The sequence below is a fragment of the Brevundimonas sp. UBA7838 genome (assembly GCF_002500885.1).
Classification (GTDB): domain Bacteria; phylum Pseudomonadota; class Alphaproteobacteria; order Caulobacterales; family Caulobacteraceae; genus Brevundimonas; species Brevundimonas vesicularis_C.
In genome coordinates, this window is the sequence record NZ_DLTK01000032.1 from 1 (window position 1) to 23597 (window position 23597).

The 23597-nt window shown below is 65.7% G+C and carries 22 protein-coding genes; 16 read left to right on the top strand and 6 right to left on the bottom strand.

Annotated features, from left to right (window positions below; translation table 11 throughout):
• The 5 genes from B3T77_RS01890 to B3T77_RS01910 form a co-directional block, all read left to right on the top strand.
• On the top strand, window positions 1-1633 hold a 1633-nt coding region (locus B3T77_RS01890), incomplete at its 5' end, for a transketolase family protein (RefSeq protein ID WP_292076623.1).
• A 61-nt stretch (window positions 1634-1694) separates the two neighbouring features.
• Window positions 1695-2087 carry a VOC family protein gene (locus B3T77_RS01895; RefSeq protein ID WP_292076624.1) on the top strand — a complete coding sequence of 131 codons (393 nt, stop codon included), beginning with the start codon at window positions 1695-1697 and terminating at the stop codon, window positions 2085-2087.
• Between the two features lie 5 nt (window positions 2088-2092).
• Window positions 2093-3289 carry a formate-dependent phosphoribosylglycinamide formyltransferase gene (purT, locus tag B3T77_RS01900; RefSeq protein WP_292076626.1) on the top strand — a complete coding sequence of 399 codons (1197 nt, stop codon included), beginning with the start codon at window positions 2093-2095 and terminating at the stop codon, window positions 3287-3289.
• A gap of 241 nt (window positions 3290-3530) precedes the next feature.
• Window positions 3531-5618: a carbon starvation CstA family protein gene (locus tag B3T77_RS01905; RefSeq protein WP_292076628.1), complete on the top strand. Its 2088-nt coding sequence runs from the start codon at window positions 3531-3533 to the stop codon at window positions 5616-5618.
• Window positions 5602-5844 (top strand): YbdD/YjiX family protein, encoded by a 243-nt coding sequence (locus tag B3T77_RS01910; protein ID WP_260394759.1) that lies wholly within the window; start codon window positions 5602-5604, stop codon window positions 5842-5844. Before B3T77_RS01905 ends, B3T77_RS01910 begins: the two co-directional genes overlap by 17 nt.
• 1 nt (window position 5845) lies before the next feature.
• Here the strand turns inward: B3T77_RS01910 and B3T77_RS01915 are convergent, their stop codons facing one another.
• Complete coding sequence (locus tag B3T77_RS01915) at window positions 5846-7117, bottom strand: S41 family peptidase (RefSeq protein ID WP_292076636.1); 1272 nt, start codon at window positions 7115-7117, stop codon at window positions 5846-5848.
• A 50-nt stretch (window positions 7118-7167) separates the two neighbouring features.
• The gene (locus tag B3T77_RS01920; protein ID WP_292076638.1) at window positions 7168-7878 is read right to left on the bottom strand and encodes an SDR family NAD(P)-dependent oxidoreductase; all 711 of its coding nucleotides are present in this window, start codon (window positions 7876-7878) and stop codon (window positions 7168-7170) included.
• Between the two features lie 41 nt (window positions 7879-7919).
• Between B3T77_RS01920 and B3T77_RS01925 the strand changes: the two genes are divergently transcribed.
• From B3T77_RS01925 to B3T77_RS01945, 5 genes are all read left to right on the top strand, one after another.
• Window positions 7920-8648: an HAD family hydrolase gene (locus B3T77_RS01925; protein WP_292076640.1), complete on the top strand. Its 729-nt coding sequence runs from the start codon at window positions 7920-7922 to the stop codon at window positions 8646-8648.
• Window positions 8649-8832: 184 nt separating this feature from the next.
• Complete coding sequence (locus B3T77_RS01930) at window positions 8833-12177, top strand: TonB-dependent receptor domain-containing protein (protein ID WP_292076643.1); 3345 nt, start codon at window positions 8833-8835, stop codon at window positions 12175-12177.
• Between the two features lie 200 nt (window positions 12178-12377).
• Entirely contained in the window at window positions 12378-12692 is a 315-nt protein-coding gene (locus B3T77_RS01935; RefSeq protein ID WP_292076644.1) for a ribonuclease E inhibitor RraB, read from the top strand.
• 25 nt (window positions 12693-12717) lie between these two features.
• A complete protein-coding gene (carB, locus tag B3T77_RS01940; protein WP_292076645.1) occupies window positions 12718-16017 on the top strand; it encodes a carbamoyl-phosphate synthase large subunit in 3300 nt (1099 codons plus the stop codon).
• Window positions 16018-16087: 70 nt separating this feature from the next.
• Window positions 16088-16366: a DUF1294 domain-containing protein gene (locus B3T77_RS01945; RefSeq protein WP_066623530.1), complete on the top strand. Its 279-nt coding sequence runs from the start codon at window positions 16088-16090 to the stop codon at window positions 16364-16366.
• On the opposite strand, the gene B3T77_RS01950 is transcribed toward B3T77_RS01945, so the two are convergent.
• Entirely contained in the window at window positions 16356-17654 is a 1299-nt protein-coding gene (locus B3T77_RS01950) for a dicarboxylate/amino acid:cation symporter (RefSeq protein ID WP_292076649.1), read from the bottom strand. The two genes, B3T77_RS01945 and B3T77_RS01950, sit on opposite strands and share 11 nt — an antisense overlap.
• A gap of 128 nt (window positions 17655-17782) precedes the next feature.
• Between B3T77_RS01950 and B3T77_RS01955 the strand changes: the two genes are divergently transcribed.
• The 5 genes from B3T77_RS01955 to B3T77_RS01975 all read left to right on the top strand — a co-directional run bounded on the left by B3T77_RS01955 (window position 17783) and on the right by B3T77_RS01975 (window position 20599).
• Window positions 17783-17983 (top strand): hypothetical protein, encoded by a 201-nt coding sequence (locus tag B3T77_RS01955; protein ID WP_055752936.1) that lies wholly within the window; start codon window positions 17783-17785, stop codon window positions 17981-17983.
• A gap of 70 nt (window positions 17984-18053) precedes the next feature.
• Entirely contained in the window at window positions 18054-18719 is a 666-nt protein-coding gene (locus B3T77_RS01960; RefSeq protein ID WP_292076651.1) for a glutathione S-transferase family protein, read from the top strand.
• A 54-nt stretch (window positions 18720-18773) separates the two neighbouring features.
• Complete coding sequence (locus B3T77_RS01965) at window positions 18774-18974, top strand: hypothetical protein (protein WP_055806048.1); 201 nt, start codon at window positions 18774-18776, stop codon at window positions 18972-18974.
• Between the two features lie 147 nt (window positions 18975-19121).
• On the top strand, window positions 19122-19595 hold the full coding sequence (greA, locus tag B3T77_RS01970) for a transcription elongation factor GreA (RefSeq protein WP_055752933.1): 474 nt from the start codon (window positions 19122-19124) through the stop codon (window positions 19593-19595).
• Window positions 19596-19600: 5 nt separating this feature from the next.
• Window positions 19601-20599, top strand: a complete 999-nt coding sequence (locus B3T77_RS01975) for a mitochondrial fission ELM1 family protein (protein WP_292076655.1) — start codon at window positions 19601-19603, stop codon at window positions 20597-20599.
• A gap of 124 nt (window positions 20600-20723) precedes the next feature.
• On the opposite strand, the gene B3T77_RS01980 is transcribed toward B3T77_RS01975, so the two are convergent.
• The gene (locus tag B3T77_RS01980; RefSeq protein WP_292076658.1) at window positions 20724-21005 is read right to left on the bottom strand and encodes a hypothetical protein; all 282 of its coding nucleotides are present in this window, start codon (window positions 21003-21005) and stop codon (window positions 20724-20726) included.
• Between the two features lie 69 nt (window positions 21006-21074).
• Here B3T77_RS01980 and trxB point away from each other — a divergent pair, with 69 nt between their 5' ends.
• On the top strand, window positions 21075-22082 hold the full coding sequence (gene trxB, locus B3T77_RS01985; RefSeq protein WP_292076660.1) for a thioredoxin-disulfide reductase: 1008 nt from the start codon (window positions 21075-21077) through the stop codon (window positions 22080-22082).
• A gap of 16 nt (window positions 22083-22098) precedes the next feature.
• Here the strand turns inward: trxB and B3T77_RS01990 are convergent, their stop codons facing one another.
• Window positions 22099-23058: an aldo/keto reductase gene (locus B3T77_RS01990; RefSeq protein WP_055752930.1), complete on the bottom strand. Its 960-nt coding sequence runs from the start codon at window positions 23056-23058 to the stop codon at window positions 22099-22101.
• A 70-nt stretch (window positions 23059-23128) separates the two neighbouring features.
• Window positions 23129-23536 carry a response regulator gene (locus B3T77_RS01995; protein WP_055752929.1) on the bottom strand — a complete coding sequence of 136 codons (408 nt, stop codon included), beginning with the start codon at window positions 23534-23536 and terminating at the stop codon, window positions 23129-23131.
• Window positions 23537-23597: the final 61 nt, after the last annotated feature.

Sequence of the window (23597 nt, forward strand, 5' to 3'; positions counted from 1 at the left end):
CACCACCGGCCCGCTGGGCCAGGGTCTGGCCACCTCGGTCGGTTTCGCCATGGCCGAGCGCCATTTGGCGGCGAAGTATGGCGACGATCTGGTCGATCACCGCACCTGGGTCATCGCCGGCGACGGCTGCCTGATGGAAGGCGTGTCGCAGGAAGCCATCGCGCTTGCCGGCCGCTACAAGCTGAACAAGCTGCACGTCCTGTGGGACGACAACGAGATCACCATCGACGGCAAGGTCTCGCTGTCGGATGCGACCGACCAAAAGGCCCGCTTCAAGGCCGCCGGCTGGGCGGTCAAGGCCATCGACGGCCACGACATGAACGCCATCAAGGGCGCGATGAAGTGGGCCATGCGTCAGGACAAGCCCACCCTGATCGCCTGCAAGACCAAGATCGGCAAGGGCGCCGCCACGATGGAAGGCAGCCACAAGACCCACGGCGCGGCCCTGGGCGCCGCCGAGATCGCCGCCACGCGCCTGGGCCTGGCCTGGGATCACGATCCCTTCGAAATGCCCCAGACCATCGCCGACGCCTGGAAGAAGGTCGGCCGTCGCGGCGCCAAGGACCGCAAGAAGTGGGAGGCCCGCCTCGCCGCCTCGTCCCAGGCCGCCGACTTCATCCGCGCCATGAAGGGCGACCTGCCCGAGGCCGCCTTCGACGCCCTGAACGCCAAGATCGCCGAACTGGTCGAGACCCAGCCGGCCCAGGCGACGCGCCAGTCGTCGGGCGCGGCGCTGGACGAACTGTTCGCCGCCATTCCCGAACTGGTCGGCGGCTCGGCCGACCTGACCGGCTCGAACAACACCTTCGTCAAGGGCACGCCGATCCTGGACGCGCCGACCTATGAGGGGCGCTACGTCAACTGGGGCATCCGCGAGTTCGGCATGGCCGCGGCCATGAACGGCCTGGCCTTGCACGGCGGGGTCATCCCGTACGGCGGCACCTTCATGGTGTTTTCGGACTATAGCCGCCCGGCCATCCGCCTGGGCGCCCTGATGGGCGTGCGCGCCATCCACGTCCTGACGCACGATTCGATCGGCCTGGGCGAAGACGGCCCGACGCACCAGCCGGTCGAACATCTGGCGGCGCTGCGCGCCATTCCGAACCTGCTGGTCTTCCGCCCCGCCGACACCATCGAGGCGATGGAGTGCTGGCAGATCGCCCTGCAGACCAAGACCGCGCCGTCGGCCCTGGCCCTGTCGCGTCAGAAGACCCCGGCCGTCCGCACCGTCGCCTCGACCGAAAACCTGTCGGCGAAGGGCGCCTATGAGATCAAGGCCGCCAGTGGCGAGGCCAAGGTCACTCTGTTCGGCACCGGCACGGAGTTGGCCCTGGCGCTGAAGGCCGCCGAAACCCTCGAGGCCGAAGGTACGCCGACCCGCGTCGTCTCGGTCCCCTCGTTCGAACTGTTCGAACAGCAGGACGCCGCCTACCAGGCCTCGGTGATCGGCCGCGGCACGGTCCGCGTCGCCGTGGAAGCCGCGATCAAGCAAGGCTGGGAACGCTTCATCGGCGAAGACGGCGCCTTCATCGGCATGACCGGCTTCGGCGCCTCGGCCCCGGCCGAGGTTCTGTACGAGAAGTTCGGCATCACATCGGACGCCATCGTCGCGGCGGTCAAGGCGCGGCTTTAAAACTCGGATCACTCCCCCGTGCGCGACGCTTCACGGGGGAGATTTTTTGAAAGCAGAAGCCATGAGCCGCATCGGCGCGATCAGCCTGCTTGTTCACGACTATGACGCGGCCGTCGCCTTCTATGTCGGAAAGCTGGGTTTCGACCTCAGCGAGGATACCGACATGGGCGGGGGCAAACGCTGGGTGCGCGTCACCCCCAAAGGCGGCGAGACCAGCCTGCTGCTGGCGCGCGCCACGACCGACGCCCAAAAGGCCCAGGTCGGAAACCAGGCCGGCGGCCGGGTTTGGCTGTTTCTGGAAACCGACGACCTGATACGCGACCACGCCGCCTGGCTTGCCGCCGGCGTCCACTTTCGCGAAACCCCGCGACATGAGACCTATGGCAAGGTGGTGGTCTTCGAAGACCTCTACGGCAACGCCTGGGACCTGATCGAACCCGCTACCGGAGCCTGACGCCCATGAAACTCGGCACCCCGCTTTCCGACACCGCCGTGCGCGTCATGCTGCTGGGCTCGGGCGAACTGGGCAAGGAGGTCGCCATCGAGCTTCAGCGGCTCGGCGTCGAAGTCATCGCCGTCGATCGTTATCCCAACGCGCCGGCCATGCAGGTCGCGCACCGCAGCCACGTCATCCCCATGACCGACGCCCAGGTGCTGAACGGCGTTATCCTGGCCGAGGCCCCACACTTCATCGTGCCCGAGATTGAGGCCATCGCCACCGAGGTTCTGGCCGATATCGAGGCCGCCGGCATGGCGACGGTCGTCCCGACGGCTCGCGCCGTGCAACTGACGATGAACCGCGAGGGCATCCGCAAACTGGCCGCCGAAGAGCTGGGCCTGCCCACCAGCCCCTACGCCTTCGCCGGCTCGGCCGACGAACTGGCCGCCGGCGCCAAGGCCGTCGGCTATCCCAACTTCGTCAAGCCGGTCATGTCCTCGTCGGGCAAAGGCCAGTCCTTCGTCGAAGGCGCCGATGAAATCGCCGACGCCTGGACCTACGCCCAGGACAGCGGCCGGGTCGCCAGCGCCCGCGTCATCGTCGAGGGACGCATCGACTTCGACTTCGAGATCACCCTGCTAACCGTCCGCTCGCGCGACGCCGACGGCTCGATCCGCACCGATTTCTGCGCGCCCATCGGCCATCGCCAAGTCGAGGGCGACTACGTCGAAAGCTGGCAGCCGCAGCCCATGACGCCCGCTGCGCTGGCCGCCTCCCAGGACATCGCCGCCAAGGTCACCGAGGCGCTGGGCGGTTACGGCGTCTTCGGCGTCGAACTGTTCGCCAAGGGCGACCAGGTCTGGTTCTCCGAAGTCTCGCCCCGCCCGCACGACACCGGCCTGGTCACCCTGGCTAGCCAGACGATGAGTGAGTTTGCGCTGCACGCCCGCGCCATCCTGGGTCTGCCCGTCGACGTGAACCAGCGTGAACCCGCCGCCAGCGCCGTCATCTATGGCGGCATGGACGCGCAAGGGGTCGCCTTCGAGGGCGTCGCGGAGGCCCTGTCGGTCCCGACCGCCGATCTGCGTCTGTTCGGAAAGCCCGAGGCCTTCGAGCGCCGCCGCATGGGCGTGGCTGTCGCCCGCGGCGCCGACGTCGAACAGGCCCGCGACCGCGCGCGGGAAGCCGCCGGACGGGTCAAAGTCGTTCGGAACTGACACCGCCGTCTCCTCCCCGCTAGCGGGGAGGAGGACCGCGAAGCGGTGGTGGGGTTCCTGAAGTCCCATTGGCGCTCGTGATGCTGTGGAGAACCCCTCCGTCTCTCCGCTGCGCTTCGAGCCACCTCCCCATGAATGGGGAGGAGACGTATTTCTACGACTTTAGTCGATTGGCCTTGTCCCGGATTGTGGTGCAAACCAAGGGCGAGGGTCGCAGTCAGCCGGCCGGGAGGGATCTGTCGTGGGCAAACTCAGCACACCCATAATCTTCGGCGCCATCGCCATCCTGGGGGCGGTGTCCCTTGGCGTCATAGCCCTGCATCAGGGCGAGAGCATCAGCGCGGTCTGGATGGTGGTCGCCGCGGTCTGCACCTATGCGATCGCCTATCGGTTCTACAGCCGCTACCTGGCCAACAAGGTCATGCAGCTGAACCCCGCGCGCCTGACCCCGGCCATGCGGCGCAACGACGGGCTGGACTATGTGCCGACGCCCAAGAACGTGTTGTTCGGCCACCACTTCGCCGCCATCGCCGGCGCGGGCCCGCTGGTCGGGCCGGTTCTGGCCGCCCAGATGGGCTATCTGCCGGGCGTCCTGTGGATCCTGGTCGGCGCCGTGTTGGCGGGGGCGGTGCAGGACATGATGGTCCTGTTCATGTCCACGCGCCGCGACGGCAAGTCGCTGGGCGACATGATCCGCACCGAAATGGGCAACATCCCCGGCATCATCGCCCAGGTCGGCGTCCTGATGATCATGGTCATCATCCTGGCGGTTCTGGCCCTGGTCGTGGTCAAGGCCCTGGCCGAAAGCCCGTGGGGCACCTTCACCGTCGCCGCCACCATCCCCATCGCCATCTTCATGGGCCTATACACCCGCTTTCTGCGGCCGGGCCGCGTGGGCGAGGTTTCGGTGATCGGGGTCGTCCTGCTGATCCTGGCCATCATCGGCGGCGGCCATATCGCGGCCGATCCGTTCTGGGGCCCGGCCTTCACGCTGACCGGCCCGACTCTGGCGATCCTGATGATGGTCTATGGCTTCATCGCCTCGGTCATTCCGGTGTGGCTGCTTCTGGCGCCGCGTGACTATCTGTCGACCTTCCTGAAGATCGGCGCGATCGTGGCCCTGGCCGTCGGCATTCTGATCGTGCGCCCGCACCTGCAGATGCCGGCCATCACCCCCTTCATCGACGGCACCGGCCCGGTCTTCGCCGGCGCCCTGTTCCCCTTCCTGTTCATCACCATCGCCTGCGGCGCGGTGTCGGGCTTCCACGCGCTGATCTCCTCGGGCACCACGCCCAAGCTGCTGGAGAACGAGGCCCAAATCCCCATGATCGGCTACGGCGCCATGCTGTGCGAAAGCTTCGTCGCCGTCATGGCCCTGATCGCCGCCACGGTTCTGGATCCGGCCGTCTATTTCGCCATGAACAGCCCGGTCGCCGTCATCGGCAACGATGCGGTCTCAGCCGCCGCCGCCGTGGCGCAGTGGGGCTTCCACATCACGCCCGGAGAGCTTGAGCAGCTGGCGCGTGACGTGGGCGAACATTCGATCCTGTCGCGCGCAGGCGGCGCCCCGACCCTGGCGGTCGGCATGGCGCACATCCTGTCCGGCGTGATCGGCGGCAAGGCCATGATGGCCTTCTGGTATCACTTCGCCATCCTGTTCGAGGCCCTGTTCATCCTGACCACCGTCGACGCCGGCACCCGCGTCTGCCGCTTCATGATCCAAGACCTGCTGGGCGTCGCCGTGCCCAAGATGCGCGAGACCAAGTCGTGGGGCGCCAACGTCGTCGCCACGGCCCTGACGGTCGGGCTATGGGGCTATTTCCTCTACACTGGCGTGGTCGATCCGCTGGGTGGCATTAACAGCCTGTGGCCCCTGTTCGGCATCGCCAACCAGATGCTGGCCGCCGTCGCTCTGATCCTGGGCACCGTCGTGCTGTTCAGGATGAAGCGCGAGAAGTTCGCCTGGGTCATGGTCGTTCCCGCGACCTGGCTGCTGATCTGCACCCTGACGGCGGGCTTCCAGAAGCTGTTCCACCCGGATGTCCGCATCGGCTTCCTGTCCCACGCCCGCAAATATCAGGAGGCGCTGGGCGCCGGCGAACTGATCGCCCCGGCCAAGAGCATCGGCGACATGCACCGCATCGTGGTCAACGACTACGTCAACTCGACGCTGACAGCGGGCTTCCTGTTCGTGGTCGTCACCATGGTCGTCTATGGCGTCCTGGCGTGCCGCAAGGCCTATGCGAACAACCGCCCGACGGTGCGCGAGTATCCGGAAAGCCACCAACTGACGGCGGCCGACGAGGCGGCGGATGCGGCCCGTGCCTAACCCGTCGCAAGACGACCTGCTGTGCCTGTGCCGCGACACCGCCCTGCGGTGGGGTCGCGGCGTTCGGCGCACGGCCGGCGCCATGATCGGTCAGCCGGATTATCAGGCCTATGTCGATCACGCGGCGGCGACCCATCCCGACCAGCCGCCGCTGGACAAGACCGCCTTCTTCCGCCTGCACGAGCAGCGCCGCTTTGGCGGCGCCGGCGGGTTCAAATGCTGCTGATCTAGAGGCCGCTGGCGGGTGTGTCGGCCCTGGCGCGATCCTCGACCTGAAGGGCGGCGATCGCCGTCTCCAGTGTCGGATCGTCGCCCGCGCGGCGTTGGGCCACGGTGCGAGGCGCGGCGATGTCCGGCGTGACCCCCCGCTTCTCCAGCCGAATCCCGCCCGAAGTCACGAAGTCCGCCCGGCTCAGCGTCAGCCGCCCGCCGTCCGGCAGATTGGTCTCCTGAGCGATCAGCACCGATCCTCCCGTCTTCTCGCCCACCACGATGCCGCGCCGCGCCTCCTGCAAGGCGGCAGGCGTCAACTCTGCAGCGCTGCGGCTGCCCTGGTCCACCAGAACCGCCACATCATTGGCCAGGGGATCGCGCCGATCGCCGCAGTCGCCCGCCGCCCTCAGAACCACCGGCCGGCCGCTGCGTCCCGTCCGCGTCGCCCAGACCTGACCGCGCGGCAGGAAACAGGTCAGGACCGATTCCGCCTCCATCAGCCGCCCACCGGGATTGCCGCGCAGGTCCAGCACCACGTCGACGTCCGGCGGCAGACCTTCTAGCTCGCTGCCCATCCAGGCGCCCAGACCTTTGTCGAACTGCTCGACGCGCAGCACCAGCACCCCCGGCCGTGACTTGTCGGCGGTGAACGGCTCAATGGCCTCCATCACCCGTGGCGTCAGGGTGGTCTCGCGCCGCTGTCCCGCATCGTCGGTCAGGACCAACTGCACCGGAACCCCGTCATAGGTCTCGACATCCGGTCCCCAGGGCTTCCCATCGACCGAGTTCAGGGTCCAGCCCATCTGCACGCCCGCCGCCTCGGCCGGCGAGCCCGGCCGGACACGCTCGACGGTCCAATCGTCCGGCGTCTCGCCCCGCATCAGGGTCAGGCCCATCACGGCGCGCCGGGCGAACTGCGCCTCCTGACGCCGCACCGCCGCCGGCGGACTGGCCGCCGCATGACCGTCGTCCAGCAGATCCAGCATCGCATTGATGACGCGGTACAGCCCCCGCTCGTCGCTCGCCGCCAGGGCTTGGGGCCGGAACGTCGCCCGCGCGGCGTTCCAATCCACGTCGTGCAGGGTCGGATCGTAATAGCCCCGCCGCACCTCGCTCCACACCCGGTCGAACACCCGCTGATTCAGCCGCGCGCGGTCACGCGAGGGCGCTGCGGCGACCACCGGATCGACAACCGGCGAATCTGCCGGTTGGGCCACGGCCGGAACGCTCAGCGGCAGGCCGAGCAACATGAGGCTGAAAAGCCGGGCGGAAACGCTCAGACGCATGAGCGCCATCTGACGTCAGTCGGCCGTCTCGCTCAAGTCACGACTGCGCGCTATTCCGGCACCCGCACCCCGTCCCAGGCGAAGACGCCGCCGCTGTCGGCCGGGGTCAGGTTCGACAGCACGGACAGCAGCCGCTCGGCAGAATAGTCCGCCGTGAACAGCTTGCCCTCCGCCACCCCCTTCTGGAACGGCGCGCTGAGGTCCGTCGCCACCGTGCCGGGATGTAGACCGGCGATCACCGCCTGCGGATGGCTGCGCGCCATCTCGACCGACAGATTGCGCAGGATCATATTCAGCGCCGCCTTGGACGCCCGATAGGCGTGCCAGCCGCCCAGCCGATTGTCGGCGATCGACCCCACCCGCGCCGACAGGGCCGCGAACACCGCGCGTCGATCGCGCGGCATCAGCGGCAGCAGATGTTTCGCCGCCAGCGCCGGCCCCATCGCATTGACGCGGTAGTCCCGCAACAGGTGTTCCGCATCCAACTGACGAAACGACCGTTCCGGCTGGAGCCCGTCGTGCAGCACCCCGGTCGCCACGACGATCAACGTCGGCGCCGGTCCCTGGCCGATCCGTTCGGCGGCGGACGCCAGGCTGGCCTCATGCTCCAGATCCGCCGCCAACCCTAGCGCACCCGCCACATCCGCGCCCGACCGCGACACGGCCCACACCGCCTCGAACGCGCCGTCCGCCACGATCCGCTCGATCATCGCCCGGCCGATGCCGCCCGTCGCCCCGATCACCACCGCCGATCCGTTCATCGCGTCTCCCTTCCGCGTTCGTCCCATGATAGGGGCGCGGCATGAGTATCACCACGGTCGGCCTCGATGCCGACGACACCCTCTGGCACAACGAGACGATCTTCCGCCTGACCCATGCGCGGTTCGTCGATCTTCTGGCCGACCACGGCGACGAGGCGACCATCGAGGCGCGCCTGGCCGAAACCGAGCAACGCAACCTGCGTCTCTATGGCTACGGCATCAAGGGCTTCACCCTGTCGATGATCGAGACGGCGATGGAGCTGACGAACGGCGAGGCTCCGCCCCATGTCGTCCGCGAGATCCTGGCCGCCGGCCGCGAGATGCTGGCTCACCCGGTCGAGACCCTGCCCGGCGTGGATGCGGTCGTCGCCGAACTGTCCGAAAAATACCGCCTGGTCCTGATCACCAAGGGCGACCTCTTGGATCAGGAACGCAAGCTGGCGGCCTCAGGCTTGGGCGACCTGTTCAGCGCCGTCGAGATCGTCTCCGAAAAGGATCGCGCCACCTACGAGCGGGTCTTCACCCGCCACGGCACCGGCCCGGCCGAGGCCGTCATGGCCGGCAACTCCATGAAGTCCGACGTCCTGCCCGCCATCGCCGCCGGCGCCTTCGGCGTCCACATCCCCTATCACGTCACCTGGGCCCACGAACTGGCCGACGCCCCGGTGGACGAGCCACGCTACGTCTCCCTCGCCCGCATCGACGAACTCCCCAACTGGATCGCGCGATCGACCAATGAAATATCGACCAAGATGCGCGCTGGTCGATAATTAATTTCAGTCACCGAAATGCAGACGTGCTTCTTTTACGACAGGTTTTGAAATCCTTTCACCCGAGTGACAGTTTGATGATCGCGGCGCTTGACGCAGCCACCTGTGTCAGCTTTGTGCCCATCACATGGCGGTTTGAACATGTTATAGACTTCACAATGCCGCATCTGCTCAGGGAGAATTTATGCGCCATCTTCTTTTGACATCTACTGTCTTGGCGGGCGTGCTCGTTACGACCAGTGTCGCAGCACAAACGACTGATCAGGAAACGCTCAACGCAGGACCAGTGTCGGCTCAGGCTCAGCCCGCAGATCAGGTTGCAGAAATCGTCGTTACCGGCTCACGCATCCGGCGCGACCCAGTGAACTCGGCGACCCCGCTCATTCAGGTTTCTGGCGAGCAACTGCTGACCACCGGCCAATCGACTGTCATCGACTATCTCGCTACGATTCCGGCCCTGTCGAACTCACAAGTGCCTTCCGACAGCACGGGCGTCCTCGGTATCGGCGGCCTTTCATTCGCCAACCTGCGCTCGCTCGGCGCCGGTCGTACCTTGACCTTGGTCGATGGCCGTCGCCACGTAGGTTCACAGGGCGGCACACTGTCGGTTGACGTCGACACCATCCCCCGACTGTTGATCCAGAACATCGAAATTATCACGGGTGGCGCATCGTCGGTTTACGGTGCCGACGCCGTCTCGGGCGTTCTGAACTTCGTCCTGCGCAAGGACTTCGAAGGTCTGGAATTGGACGCCAACTATGGCATGATCAACGATAACGGCGAAGCGACCCGCCGTGTTTCGGCCCTGCTGGGCAAGAACTTCTTTGACGATCGCCTGAATGTCTACGGCTTCGGCGAGTACGAGAAGCTTGACGAAGTGCAGTCGATGGACATCGACTGGCTTCGTAATGCCCGTGGCCTGGTCGGCATCGACGCCGATCCGACCAACGCTCGTTATGACGGCGACCGCGACAACCAGCTGTTTTACGGTTACCGCACCCTCCAACGCCCGCGTTGGGGCCAGACGACCTTGGCTAACAACCAGCAGGCCAGTTCGCTGAACGATCCGGACGTGCCGTACGCCAACTGCGCTAGCGTCGTCACCGCGATCGGCGGCAGCAGCGCGAACTGCTTCTCGGTCGAACCGGGTCGCACCTGGGTGTTCGATGGCACGACCGCCCGTCTGGCCAACTTCGGCCAACGTATCGGCAACACCGGAATCAACCGTCCGCTGACCATCGGCGGCGACGGCGATCAACCGGCCGAGTTCTCGACCATCACGCGCGTCCCCGCCTCGGAGTCTCAGCGTTATCAGGTCGGCGCGAACTTCAAGGTCACCAACGACATCCTGGCCTTCGTCGAAGCCAAATATGTGACCGAAGACACGCACTTCTCGTCTCAACCAGACTTCTACGACTTCATCCTCGGAGATGACCTGCCGAACAGCTTCTACGGTACCGCGACCACAGCGAACCAGATCGGTTCGAACTACAACTTCTTCAATCGCCAAGGTCTGCGTATCGCCGATAACGCCTACATCCCTGACAATCTGCGTCAGGCGATCTACGCAAACCGTATCACTCTCTACAATCCGCCAACCGCGACCGGGCCGAGCACTGTCGCTGGTACGGCCGCAGCCCCTTATGCGCGTCACACCCTGTTCGGCGAAAACCGCGACCAATACAGCACGCGTGACCTGCTACGCTTCGTGGCCGGCGTTCAAGGCAGCTTGGACTCGGTGTCCTTCGTCAAGAACGTCGATTGGAGCCTGTCCTACACCTATGGTCAGGTCGAGGTTGAAGAGACGGAAACCGGCACAGATGCCCTACGGGTCAACTTGGCGGCCGACGCCGTGCGAGACACGGCTGGCATCCTTGGCACGCCCGGCGCCATTGTGTGCCGTTCGCAACTGCTGAACGCTCAAGGCCTCCCGCTAGACGACTACTTCCTGCCCTTCAATGATCTGCGTGACAGCCAGGTCGGTCGTGACGCGGTCGCCAACTGCCAACCGCTGAACATCTTCGGCGTCGGCAACCAGAGCCAAGCTGCTCGCGACTACATCAATGCGTTCGTCAACTACACCGAGCGTAATGAGCAGGAAGACGCCATCGCATCGGTTTCCGGCCAGCTGTGGGACTTCTGGGGCGCCGGTCCGATCGGTTTGGCGTTGGGTTACGAGCATCGTCGCGAATACACCGAAGCTGTCGGACGTGACGCCTCCACTGCCGGGCGTGCGCTGTTCCTGAACGGTGGTCCGGACTTCCCGGGTGCGGAATATACTAGCGACGAAGGTTTCACGGAACTGTCGCTGCCGCTGTTCCGCGACTCCATTCTAGGCGAGTACGCTGAACTGAGCGGATCGTATCGTTACTTTGACTACAGCACTGCGGGAACAGGTGACGTTTACGGCGTGAACCTGATCTATCGTCCGATCCGCGACATCACATTCAAGACTAGCTTCAATACGTCCTTCCGGGCACCTGACCTCAGCGAAAACTTCTCCCCGCTGGGCGAAACTTTCGCCAACGGCTTTGTTGATCCCTGCGCCACAGCAAATATTGCTTTGCAAACGGCGGAAATTCGCGCCAATCGGATCGCCAACTGTACGGCCCTGGCGCAAGCTAGCGGCCTGACCTTCGACTTTGCCGGAAATACTGCAACCAACACCGATGACTTCAACCCGGTGTACGGCAGCGGCGTATCGGGCGTAACGGGTGGCAACCCCAACCTGACACCCGAAGAGTCGGAATCCTTCACCTTCTCGACCGTATTGCAGCCCCGGTTCATTCCGAACTTCAGCTTGGTGCTCGATTACTATGAAATCGAGATTACGCAGGTGATCGCCTTCGTGTCGGCTCAGACTGCCGCCAACAACTGCGTCAATGGCCCGGGTCTGAATAACTCCGCCTGCGCCACCATCTTCCGTAATAATCCGCAGATTCCGTTCGGCTTGGGCGCTCCGGCGAACGATCCGATTGGCGGTTTCGTCGAAGGCGCGCTGAACTATGCGGCCCTGACCACGCGTGGTCTGGACTTCACCGCACGTTATGGTTTCGACTTCGACGAGATGGTTGGCCGCAACTGGGGTCGCCTGGATTACTCGCTGGCGGGTTCTTGGCTGATCGAGCAGGAAAACTTCCTCGACTCTACTAATGCCGCCAACTACACAAGCGACCGTGGCAATCTGTTCTTCCCGAATGTCCGCTTCACTTCGTCGCTTACCTACACGCCCAATGATACTTGGAGTGTCAACTGGTCGGTGGATTGGCAGTCTGCTCAGAACATCAACCGCAACCGTGACTTGATCTTGAACGCCGACAACCGCGCGCAAGATTTGAACAACACCGGTAACTTCATGCGCAACGATTTCACGGTCCGCTACAATGTCCGTGATAATCTGTCGCTGCGTGCTGGCGTCACGAACGCCTTTGACGCGGAACAGGCGCCGCAGTTGGGTCAAACGCTTTACAGCAACTTCGACCCCTACGGCCGTCGTTTCTTCATCGGGCTTAACTACCGCGCCTGGTAAGACGACAAACTGAATGACGAGAAGGGGCGGCCTATGGCCGCCCTTTTTTTATAAGAGCGCCACCTCCCTTGTCAGGCGGCCCCTCCCTCTCTAAACGGGCCGCTTAACCGACAAGCAGACGTGAGCGTCGCAGGGCCAGGCTCTGCGGGGGCTTCTCGCGCGCCCAGAGAACGACAGAGAACGAAGGACGACGCACTCCCTTGGACGCCTCGGACATCCGTCATGACGAACGCGACGCCATGGTGCGCGCGGCGCTGGCCGAACAGGGCGACAGCGGCGTGACGCCGCGCCATACGCTGTTCTACTTCTATGGCGAGGGCGACCACGGCGACCTGAACGAAATCGCACGGCGCGCCGGCTTCCTGACACGCGGCGCCGACGACATGACGGTGCTCGAAACGACCATGGCGGTGGACGAGGCGTCCTTTGCGGCGACCTCGGCCATGATGCAGACCTGGGCCGCGGCCTTCCAGCTTGAATATGACGGCTGGGAATGCGCGGTCGTGACCCACTAGCGTTCAATAAGAAGAAGAGCTGGCGATGCCCAAGCGCACAGACATCAAGTCCATCCTCATCATCGGCGCCGGCCCGATCGTCATCGGCCAGGCGTGCGAGTTCGACTATTCCGGCGTTCAGGCCTGCAAGGCGCTGAAGGCGGAAGGCTACCGGGTCATCCTGGTCAACTCGAACCCCGCCACCATCATGACCGACCCGGAGGTGGCCGACGCCACCTACATCGAGCCGATCACGCCCGAGATGGTCGAGAAGATCATCATCAAGGAAAAGCCCGACGCCCTGTTGCCGACCATGGGCGGCCAGACCGCGCTGAACACCGCCCTGGCCCTGCATGAATCCGGCGCTCTGGCCAGGCATGGCGTCGAGATGATCGGCGCCAAGGCCGAGGTCATCGACAAGGCCGAGGATCGCCAGAAATTCCGCGACGCGATGGACAAGCTGGGTCTGGAGAGCCCCCGCTCCAAAGCCGCCCATTCGATGGAGGAGGCGTTGGAAGGGCTGGAGTTCGTCGGCCTGCCCGCTGTCATCCGTCCGTCCTTCACCCTGGCCGGCACCGGCGGCGGTATCGCCTTCAACCGCGAGGAGTTCGAGGAGATCGTCCTGCGCGGCTTGGATTTGTCGCCGACCACTGAGGTGCTGATCGAGGAGTCGGTCCTAGGCTGGAAGGAATATGAGATGGAGGTCGTCCGCGACACGGCGGACAACTGCATCATCATCTGCTCGATCGAGAACGTCGATCCGATGGGCGTCCACACCGGAGATTCTATCACCGTCGCCCCCGCCCTGACGCTGACCGACAAGGAATATCAGCGGATGCGGACGGGCTCGATCAATGTGCTGCGCGAGATCGGCGTCGAGACGGGCGGCTCGAACGTCCAGTGGGCGATCAACCCCGCCGACGGCCGCATGGTCGTGATCGAGATGAACCCGCGCGTGTCGCGCTCGTCGGCCCTTGCGTCCAAGGCCACCGGCTTCCCCATCGCCAAGGTCGCGGCGCGTCTGGCGGTCGGCTACACCCTGGACGAACTGACCAACGACATCACCCAGGTGACGCCGGCCAGCTTCGAGCCGTCGATCGACTATGTCGTCACCAAGATCCCGCGCTTCGCCTTTGAGAAATACCCCGGCTCGGAGCCCCTGCTGGGCACCTCGATGAAGTCGGTGGGCGAGGTGATGGCCATCGGCCGCACCTTCCAGGAATCGATGCAGAAGGCGCTTCGCGGGCTTGAAACCGGCCTGTCGGGCTTCGACGAAATCGAGATTGAAGGGGTGGCCGGCGCCGAAGACGACGCCACGGCCCGCGGCGCCGTCGTCCGCGCCCTGGGCGTTCCGACTCCCGACCGCATCCGCGTCATCGCCCAAGCCTTCCGCCACGGCCTGACGGTCGAGGAGGTCAACGCCGCCTGCGCCTACGAACCCTGGTTCCTGCGCCAGATCGCCGACATCGTGCGCGAGGAAGGCCATGTCCGTGTCAAAGGCCTGCCGACCGACCCGACCGAGTTCCGCCGCCTGAAGTCCAAGGGCTTCTCAGACGCCCGTCTGGCGCAACTGACCGGCCAGAGCGAAAAATCCGTCCGGACCGCCCGTCGCGGCCTGAACGTCCGCCCGGTGTTCAAGCGGATCGACACCTGCGCCGCCGAGTTCGCCAGCGCCACCGCCTATATGTATTCGACCTATGAGACCGGTGCGCTCGGCCAAATTCCCGAGTGCGAGTCGGAGCCGACGAACAAGAAGAAGGCCATCATCCTGGGCGGCGGTCCGAACCGGATCGGCCAGGGCATCGAGTTCGACTACTGCTGCTGCCACGCAGCCTTTGCGTTCGGCCAGATCGGCGTCGAGAGCATCATGGTCAACTGCAACCCCGAAACCGTCTCGACCGACTACGACACCTCCGACCGCCTGTATTTCGAGCCGCTGACGGCCGAGGACGTGCTGGAGCTGATCGAGGTCGAGCGCTCGAACGGCGACCTTATCGGTTGCGTCGTCCAGTTCGGCGGCCAGACCCCGCTGAAACTGGCCCACGCCCTGCAGGAGGACAACATCCCCGTCCTGGGCACCAGCGTCGACTCCATCGACCTGGCCGAGGACCGCGAACGCTTCCAGCAGATGCTGGAGGGCATCGGCCTGCGCCAGCCGCCCAACGGCCTGGCCCGTTCGGCCGAGGAGGCTGCGCAGAAGGCCGAAGAGGTCGGCTACCCCGTCGTCCTGCGCCCCTCCTACGTCCTGGGCGGTCGCGGCATGATGATCGTCCACGACCGCGAGCAACTGGACCGCTACGTCCACGAGGCCATGCGCGTCTCGGGCGACGATCCTGTCCTGATCGACCACTATCTAAACCGCGCCACCGAGGTGGACGTGGACGCCCTGTGCGACGACGAGACGGTCTTTGTGGCCGGCGTCCTGGAGCATATCGAGGAAGCCGGCGTGCACTCGGGCGACAGCGCCTGCTCCATGCCGCCCTTCTCACTGCGGCCCGAGATCGTCACCGAGCTGAAGCGCCAGACGACCGAAATGGCCAAGGCCCTGAAGGTGCGCGGCCTGATGAATGTGCAGTTCGCCATCGAGGAGCCGCACAGCGAAAGCCCGCGCATCTTCGTGCTGGAGGTCAATCCGCGCGCCAGCCGCACCGCGCCCTTCGTGGCCAAGACCATCGGCCAGCCCATCGCCTCGATCGCCGCCAAGGTCATGGCCGGCGTGCCGCTGAAGTCGTTCGGTCTGACGGACAAGCCCTACGACCATATCGCGGTCAAGGAAGCCGTCTTCCCGTTCGCCCGCTTCGCCGGGGTGGACACCGTCCTGGGCCCGGAGATGCGCTCGACCGGCGAGGTCATGGGCCTGGATTTCAAGCGGCCGGGAGAGGCCGACATAGCCCCCGCCTTCGCCCGCGCCTTCGCCAAGTCCCAGATCGGCGGCGGCACCACCCTGCCGACCTCGGGCTGCGCCTTCATTTCGGTCAAGGATGAGGACAAGCCCTTCATCGTCGACGCCGCCAAAACGCTGCTGGCCGAAGGATTCAGCCTGATGGCCACCGGCGGGACACACGCCTATCTGGTCGAGCAGGGGCTGGAGGTGAAGCTGGTCAAGAAGGTGCTGGAAGGCCGCCCGCACATTGTGGACGCGATGAAAAACGGCGAGGTCCAACTGGTCTTCAACACCACATCGGGCAAGCAGTCGCTGCAGGACAGCTTCTCGCTGCGCCGCACCGCCCTGATGATGAAGATGCCCTACTACACCACCACAGCCGGCGCCCTGGCGGCGGCCCAGGCCATCGGCGCGATCAAGGCTGGCGACCTGGATGTGCGGGCGATCCAGGACTACGCCTGACGTTGACGAAATCTCCGGTTTTCGGCCGCACGCTGCAAGGCTGTAGCGGCCGAACGCCGGAGCCACGCCGATGTCCAATCTCGATCTGGCCCTGATCGCCATCCTGTGCGGCGAAGTCCTGGGGTTCCTCGCCTTCGCCAGGGACAAGCGGCGCGCCAAGGCGGGCCTGTGGCGCACGCCGGAATCCACCTTGTTGCTGTTCGGCCTGATCGGCGGGCTGGGCGCGTGGATGGGCCAGCACATCCTGCGCCACAAGACCCGCAAGGAGCCGTTCAGGACGCAGTTCGGCTTGGTCGTCCTGCTTCACCTAATCCTGCTGGCGGGCGGCGCCGCCTGGGTCATTCTGTAGCGCGACCGTCTTCGCCCGCCCCATCTTCGCCGGCCACGATCCGGGTCGCGGCCAGGTCGGCGGTGACATTGCCGACGGTGCGGAAGATGTCGGGGATGACCTCGACCGCCAGCAGCAGCGGCAGCACCCCCAGCGGCAGGCCCATGGCCAGGCAGATTGGGCCGATGGCGGCGAAGAAGCTGACCTGGCCGGGCAGGCCCACCGAGGCGATGGACACGGCGATGGCCGTCAGTCCGCCGGCGATCAGCACGCCGAGCCCCAGCTCCACCCCGTGCAACTGCGCCACATAGAGGCAGACCGCCAGGTTGGCGACCGGGCTGGTGATGCGGAAAACCGCCACCGCCAGCGGCAGCACCAGACCCGCCGACGTCTGCGGCACGCCCAGCCAGTCACGCGCGCGCTCGATCATGACTGGCAGGCTGGCCAGCGACGACTGGGTCGAGACGGCGACGACCTGGGCCGGGGCCACGGCGCGCGCGAAACGGGCCAGCGAAATCCGACCCCACACGATCGCCACGACATAGATGATCAGGATCAGGCCGATCTGGCTGAGGCAGACGATGGCGACATAGTGGGCCAGCGTCCCCGCCACCCCCAGGCCCGCGCGCAAACCCACGCCCAGCGCCAGGGCGAACACGCCGAACGGCGCGGCCAGCAGCACCCAGTGGACGATGACCACCATGGTTTCGGCCACGGCCTCGAAGAAGCCGGCCAGGGGCCGCCGCAGCTCGGCCTTGATCCGCGTTGCGGCGAAGCCGAAGGCGACGGCGAAGACCACCACCGCCAGCACCCCGTCGTCGGACGCCGCCTTGATGACGTTGGCCGGCGCCAGACTGGCCAGGAAGGCGCGCAGGCCGTCGGTGCGCGCCGCCTCGCCCACGGTCGCCAGCGATTCGGCGCTGACGCCCGCCAGCAGTCCTCGCCCCGCCTCCGGATCGATCGGCCAGACCGCGAGCAGGCCCAGCCCCGCCAGGATCGCATAGATCGTCGCCCCGACCAGCAGCACCGCGAACACCACCAGCGACCGCGCCGCGATCCGGCCCGTCGCCGCCGCATCGGCGATGGAGACGATGCCGGTCACCAGCAGGCTGAAGACCAGGGGAATGACGGTCATGCGCAGGGCGTTCAGCCACACCTGGCCAAGGCTCTCGACCACGCCCAAGGCGCCGGTCAGCCAGGCGGCCTGCGACCCTTGCGCCAGGGCGCCGACGACGACGCCGGCGACCAGCGCCGCGATGACGAAAAAGCTCAAGGAGGTGAAGAAGGCGGCGATGCGGGATTGGCTCATGCCCTAGCGCTAGCACCGCTCGGCGCGTCGCGCGCGCCAAACCTTCTGCCGGTCGCTGACAGTTCATGTCGTCGCAGGGCGAACCCTGATCGCGCACGGCGCGTTGGGACGACGAAAGGAACTCAATCATGTCCCGTCTGAACAAACTCGTCCCGCTGATCGGCAGCCTGCTGCTCTCCAAGGGCGGCCGCCGCGTCGCGGGTCGTCACGCCGGCAAACTGGCCCTGGCGACCCTGGCCTATGAGGTCTGGCGCAACCGCCGCGAAGGCGCCAAGCCTAAGGTCGCGCCGCAACCGCGCGGACGCTGGAGCGGCCGCCGCCCGCGCTGAGACTGCAATCGCCGCTCGACTTCTGGGGCGGCGTTGCGAATAGTCACGCCTCGTCGCCCGGAGCCGACCCATGATCAAAGTCCACCATCTGAACGACAGCCGCTCGCAACGCGTCCTGTGGCTGCTCGAAGAGTTGGGCCTGGACTATGAGGTCGTGCGCTACGAACGAAACGCTGGCAATCGGCTGGCGCCACCCGAACTGCTGGCGATCCACCCGCTGGGCAAGTCGCCGGTCATCGAAGACGGCGCGGTCAAGGTCGCAGAAACCGGGGCCATCGTCGAATATCTGCTCGATACCTACGGCCAAGGTCGCCTGCGTCCGGCGGCGGGAACCGAGGACGGCCGTCGGTTCACCTATTGGCTGCACTATGCCGAGGGGTCGGCCATGCCCCCTTTGCTGCTGAAGCTGGTCTTCAGCATGCTCCCACGCCGTGCGCCGGCCCTGCTGAAGCCGATCGTCAATGGCGTCGCCAACAAGGCGATCACCAGTTTCGTCGATCCACAGCTGCGCACCCATGTCGGCTTCTGGGAGGACGAACTGGGCCGCTCGGAATGGTTCGCGGGCGATCAGTTCACCGCCGCCGACATCATGATGAGCTTTCCAGTCGAGGCCGGCGCCGACCGCGCCTTCAATGCCGAGACCAAACCTCATCTGAAGGCCTTCTTGAACCGCATCCACGCGCGGCCTGCCTATCAACGCGCGCTCGAACGCGGCGGTCCCTACAGCTACGCGTGATCGGATCGTGATCGCGGCGGCGCAACCCGCCGTGGTCGAGGGCGTTAAGGTCTCATGCGCCTTCAAACCATTCAGATCGTCGCCGGATTGGCTGCGGCCGTCGCCTTCGTCCTCGCCTTCATGGCGGCAGGAGCCGCCCTGATTTCCGGCCTGTTCATGCTCGCCGGCCTCGCCGCCGTCGGTTGGCTGGCCTATAGCCTCATAAAGGGCGTCCTGCGCCGCGACCACAAGCCCGAACCGCCGGCCCGCGCATGAGCGGTCAACCGGCGCGGGCATCGCGCTCTTGAATTCCTGAGCGAGAAACCCTAGTCTTGATGCCCGGCCGCGCCCGCCCCGCGGCCTTTTGTGTGCTTATCTCGCGTCTTTCCAGTCTCCGGGCGAACCAGAAAAATCACGACACAAATGGAAAAAGTGCCGATGACGGGCGAGGGCTACCGTGCCCTCGACGATCAACTGAAGCAATTGAAGTCGGTCGAAAGGCCGAGCGTGATCGCCGCCATCTCCGAGGCGCGTGAGCACGGCGACCTGTCCGAAAACGCCGAATACCATGCCGCCAAGGAGCGTCAGGGCTGGATCGAAGGCCAGATCGCCGAGATCGAGGACAAGATCAGCCGCGCCCAGGTCATCGACGTGTCCAAACTGTCGGGCAGCCAGGTCAAGTTCGGCGCCACGGTCACCGTGGTGGACGAGGACACCGAAGAAGAGGCCACCTACCAGATCGTCGGCGAACACGAGGCCGATGTGAAGAAGGGCAAGATCTCGATCGCCTCGCCGATCGCGCGCGCCATGATTTCCAAGGAGGTCGGCGACGTCGTGGAGGTCAACACCCCCGGCGGCGTGAAGGCCTACGAGATCCTCAAGGTCGAGTGGAAGTAACAGCGATGGTGGGGGCAGCGTCTGCTCGCCCCCTCTCTCCCAATCCTTTGGCCATCTGGGTCGTCTCCGACGGCCGCGCCGGCATCGAGAATCAGGCGCTAGGTCTCGCCGAGGCCGTTCAGCGGCTGACCCCGGCCGAGATTACGATCAAACATATCCGCTGGCGGCCGATCTTCGACCGCCTGCCGTCGGCGTTGAAGAGCCCCGCCATCATGCTGGCGTCCGCGCCGCTGACCGCCCCCTGGCCCGATCTGTGGATCGCCACAGGTCGTGCGACCCTGCCGCTGTCGGCCCGCGTCAAGGCCTGGAGCGGCGACAAGACCTTCGTCGTCCAGACCCAGGATCCACGCTGGGCCAACGATCGCTACGACCTGATCGTCGCGCCCGCCCATGACGGTCTGTCGGGCGACAATGTCTTTGAAATCACCGGCTCGCCCCACCGCATCACACCGCAGCGGATCGCCAAGGCCGCGCCCCTCTTCGCCGACCGGATCGCCCCCCTGCCCCATCCGCGCGTCGCCGTGCTGATCGGCGGCAAGTCCAAGGCTTTCGACCTGACCGAGGCCCATGCAGCTGACTTGGCCGACCGGATCGCGGACGCCGTTCGAGCATCTGGCGGCGCGCTGATGCTGACCTTCTCACGTCGCACGCCCGATGCGGCGAAGGCCGTCATGACCGCTCGCCTTTCGGATCTGCCGGGGTGGATCTGGGATGGGACAGGCGAAAATCCATTGTTCGGTTTCCTGCGTTTCGCCGACCACATCCTTGTCACCGAGGACAGCGCCAACATGGCGGCCGAAGCCGCCTCGACCGGCAAGCCGGTCCACGTCCTACCGATGATCCCGCTGAAAGCCGGCGACAAATTCGCTCGCCTGCACGACGACCTGCAATCGCGCGGCGCCACCCGTCCGTTCGACGGCGCGCTGGACTGCTGGACCTACGAGCCGCTGGCCGAGACCGACCGCGCCGCGCGCGCCGTCCTGGAAGCGATGCGGACGCGATAGCGAGACCCACGTCCGTTCCTGACGCCGTCATGCCCCAAGGTGACGACCGTCATCAGGAGATTTTCTAAGAACGGCTCGCAAAAATCTGCACGAAAATGCACTCAAAGATTCTGGAGTGGTCTTTTCAGTCGCCGCCGCCACCGTCACAGCCGCTGTCCCCGCTGCAGTCTGAGCCGCTGTGCTGCGACGTATCCGATGGCGGCATGACCGCGCCCCCGTCCGAGCCGCCACCCTTCCGGGCCTTGGCGTTCGCGGCCCCCATCAAGGCCACGCCAAAGCCCGATCCGATGGCCGTGCCCAGCGCGAGACCCAGGCCGACATTGTCCAGGGCCACGCCCAGCGCCACGCCGATCGACAAGCCCATGCCGATCCCGATCGGCAGGAAGGCCGCGTTCTTGTTCGTCATCCCCATCTCCCCTGCGTGTCAGGCGAGACTAGCATCGCGCAAACGGGAATCACCGCCTAAATAGGGGCCATGACCCAAGCTCGTACCGTTCGCGTCGCCATCATCGGCTCCGGCCCCGCCGGCTGGACTGCCGCCATCTACGCCGCCCGCGCCTCGCTGAACCCCGTCGTCATCGCCGGCATCCAGCCCGGCGGCCAGCTGACCATCACCACCGACGTCGAGAACTATCCCGGCTTCGCCGACACCATCCAGGGCCCCTGGCTGATGGAGCAGATGCAGGCCCAGGCCCTGCATGTCGGGACCGAAGTCATCCACGACATCGTGGTCTCCGCCGACCTGTCGCAACGCCCGTTCCGCCTGAAGCTGGACAGCGGCGAAGAGCTGCTGGCCGAGACCGTCATCATCTCCACCGGCGCCCAGGCCAAATGGCTGGGGCTGGAGAGCGAGGCCGCCTATCAGGGCTTTGGCGTCTCGGCCTGCGCGACCTGCGACGGCTTCTTCTATCGCGGCAAGGAAGTCGTGGTCGTCGGCGGCGGCAACACCGCCGTCGAAGAGGCGCTGTTCCTGACCAACTTCGCCTCCAAGGTCACGGTCGTTCACCGCCGCGACGAGTTCCGCGCCGAGAAGATCCTTCAGGACCGGTTGTTCGCCCACCCGAAGGTGGAGGTGATCTGGAACTCTGCGATCGAGGAAATCGTCGGCGTCGTGGACGGCATGGCCAAGAACGTCACCGGCGTTCGGCTCAAGAACGTCCAGGACGGCTCGACCCGGGAAATCCCCGCCGACGGCGTCTTCATCGCCATCGGCCACGCCCCGTCGTCGGAACTGTTCAAGGGCCAGCTGGAAACCAACGCCGGCGGCTATCTGCGGGTCAAGCCCGGCACGGCCTCGACCGAGATCGAAGGCGTCTGGGCCGCCGGCGACGTGACGGACGACGTCTATCGCCAGGCCGTCACCGCCGCCGGCATGGGTTGCATGGCCGCGCTGGAAGTCAGCCGCTTCCTCGCCGAAGAAGACCACGCCAAGGCCCACAACCCCATCAGCCACGCCGAGGCGGAGAAGATCGGGGTCTGGTGACCCCGATCCTGCGCGATCAGTAGGCGCTCGCCTCCATCAGTTCCGCCACGTCCTCGTCCGACAGCATCAGGGTCGCCGCCTTCAGCGTGTCGGCCAGCTGTTCGGTCGAGGTCGCGCTTACAATCGGAGCCGTCACGCCCGGCTGGGCCAGCAGCCAGGCCAAGGCGACCTGGGCCGAGGTGGCCTCGGCCTTCTGGGCCACGGCGTCCAGGACCGCCAGGATACGCACGCCGCGCGCGTCGAACTTGTCCTTCAGCATTCCCTCGCGCTTGGTCCCGGCGATCTGATCGACGCTTTTGTATTTGCCGGTCAGGAAACCGCTCTCCAGGCTGAAGTAGGTGATGACGCCCAGGCCCTGTTCGACGGCCAGGTCCTGAAGTTCGCCCTCGAAGGTGTCGCGGCTGTAGAGGTTGTAATGCGGCTGGATCGTCGCATAGGCGGCCAAAATCTCGCGCTGCGAAATATCCAGAGCTTCGGACACCTGTTCGGCCGAATGGTTGGACGTGCCGATGGCGCGCACCTTGCCGGCCTGCACCAGCTTATCCAGCGCGCGCAGCGTCTCCTCCTGCGGTGTCTTCGGATCGGGCCAGTGGGTCTGATACAGGTCGATATAGTCGGTCTGCAGCCGGCGCAGCGACGCCTCGACCGCCGTCTCGATCCAGGCTGGCGACAGGTCGTTGTGGCCCTGCCCCATGTCCGATCCGACCTTGGTGAGGATCTTGACGTCGTCGCGCCGGCCGCGCGCCTTCAGCCACTTGCCGATGATCGTCTCGCTTTCGCCGCCGGAGTGGCCCGGAACCCAGCGCGAATAGGCGTCGGCGGTGTCGATGGCGTCGAAACCGGCCTCGACGAAGGCGTCCAGCAAGGCGAATGAGGTCGCCTCGTCCGCCGTCCAGCCGAAGACGTTGCCGCCGAACACCAGGGGGGCGATGTCCAGGTCGCTGGAGCCGAGCTTGCGTTTGGAAAGGGTGGTCATGCGGAGATCTCCTCTTGGGGAGACCTCGACATATGCCGCATCATTGCGACCGCAACCGCCTCGGCTGCGGTCAGCCGAACAGTTGAAGACCCGGAGGCGCGTAGTCGACCGGCTGTCCCTGGCGACGGCGCAGGGCGTAATCCACAGCCGTCTGGACCGCATGTTCATCTGTCGGTTTGGACAAGACGCCGATGGTGCCGGCGACGCCGTCGCGCACCATGCCGGGGTTGGCCGTCATGAACAGGACGGAGACGCCCATGTCCTGACCCAGTTCGCGGCCCAGATTGATTCCTGTGGGACCGTCGGACAGGTGGATATCGACCAGCGCCAGATCGACATCGTTCTCGCGCACCAGATCGCGCGCGGCCTGTGCGGTCGCGGCGACGCCCAGAACCTCGTGGCCGAGGTCCTCCAGGACGAACCTGAGCTCCATCGCAACGAGAGCTTCGTCTTCGATGATGAGGATACGCGCAGTCATGGGTTCAATCAGTGCTCGGGAGCGTACGTAACGTCAGTGTGAGGGATAGGTTTCAATAGAA

Bases quoted from the DNA above. Each gene is read 5' to 3' on its own strand.
- purT (WP_292076626.1), top strand. From the start codon at position 2,093: ATGAAACTCGGCACCCCGCTTTCCGACACCGCCGTGCGCGTCATGCTG.
- trxB (WP_292076660.1), top strand. From the start codon at position 21,075: ATGACCCAAGCTCGTACCGTTCGCGTCGCCATCATCGGCTCCGGCCCC.
- B3T77_RS01980 (WP_292076658.1), bottom strand. From the start codon at position 21,005: ATGACGAACAAGAACGCGGCCTTCCTGCCGATCGGGATCGGCATGGGC.
- B3T77_RS01950 (WP_292076649.1), bottom strand. From the start codon at position 17,654: ATGAGCCAATCCCGCATCGCCGCCTTCTTCACCTCCTTGAGCTTTTTC.
- B3T77_RS01975 (WP_292076655.1), top strand. From the start codon at position 19,601: ATGGTGGGGGCAGCGTCTGCTCGCCCCCTCTCTCCCAATCCTTTGGCC.
- B3T77_RS01920 (WP_292076638.1), bottom strand. From the start codon at position 7,878: ATGAACGGATCGGCGGTGGTGATCGGGGCGACGGGCGGCATCGGCCGG.
- B3T77_RS01895 (WP_292076624.1), top strand. From the start codon at position 1,695: ATGAGCCGCATCGGCGCGATCAGCCTGCTTGTTCACGACTATGACGCG.
- B3T77_RS01925 (WP_292076640.1), top strand. From the start codon at position 7,920: ATGAGTATCACCACGGTCGGCCTCGATGCCGACGACACCCTCTGGCAC.
- B3T77_RS01915 (WP_292076636.1), bottom strand. From the start codon at position 7,117: ATGCGTCTGAGCGTTTCCGCCCGGCTTTTCAGCCTCATGTTGCTCGGC.
- B3T77_RS01965 (WP_055806048.1), top strand. From the start codon at position 18,774: ATGCGCCTTCAAACCATTCAGATCGTCGCCGGATTGGCTGCGGCCGTC.
- B3T77_RS01955 (WP_055752936.1), top strand. From the start codon at position 17,783: ATGTCCCGTCTGAACAAACTCGTCCCGCTGATCGGCAGCCTGCTGCTC.
- greA (WP_055752933.1), top strand. From the start codon at position 19,122: ATGGAAAAAGTGCCGATGACGGGCGAGGGCTACCGTGCCCTCGACGAT.
- B3T77_RS01960 (WP_292076651.1), top strand. From the start codon at position 18,054: ATGATCAAAGTCCACCATCTGAACGACAGCCGCTCGCAACGCGTCCTG.
- B3T77_RS01995 (WP_055752929.1), bottom strand. From the start codon at position 23,536: ATGACTGCGCGTATCCTCATCATCGAAGACGAAGCTCTCGTTGCGATG.
- B3T77_RS01990 (WP_055752930.1), bottom strand. From the start codon at position 23,058: ATGACCACCCTTTCCAAACGCAAGCTCGGCTCCAGCGACCTGGACATC.
- B3T77_RS01945 (WP_066623530.1), top strand. From the start codon at position 16,088: ATGTCCAATCTCGATCTGGCCCTGATCGCCATCCTGTGCGGCGAAGTC.
- B3T77_RS01910 (WP_260394759.1), top strand. From the start codon at position 5,602: ATGCGGCCCGTGCCTAACCCGTCGCAAGACGACCTGCTGTGCCTGTGC.
- carB (WP_292076645.1), top strand. From the start codon at position 12,718: ATGCCCAAGCGCACAGACATCAAGTCCATCCTCATCATCGGCGCCGGC.
- B3T77_RS01930 (WP_292076643.1), top strand. From the start codon at position 8,833: ATGCGCCATCTTCTTTTGACATCTACTGTCTTGGCGGGCGTGCTCGTT.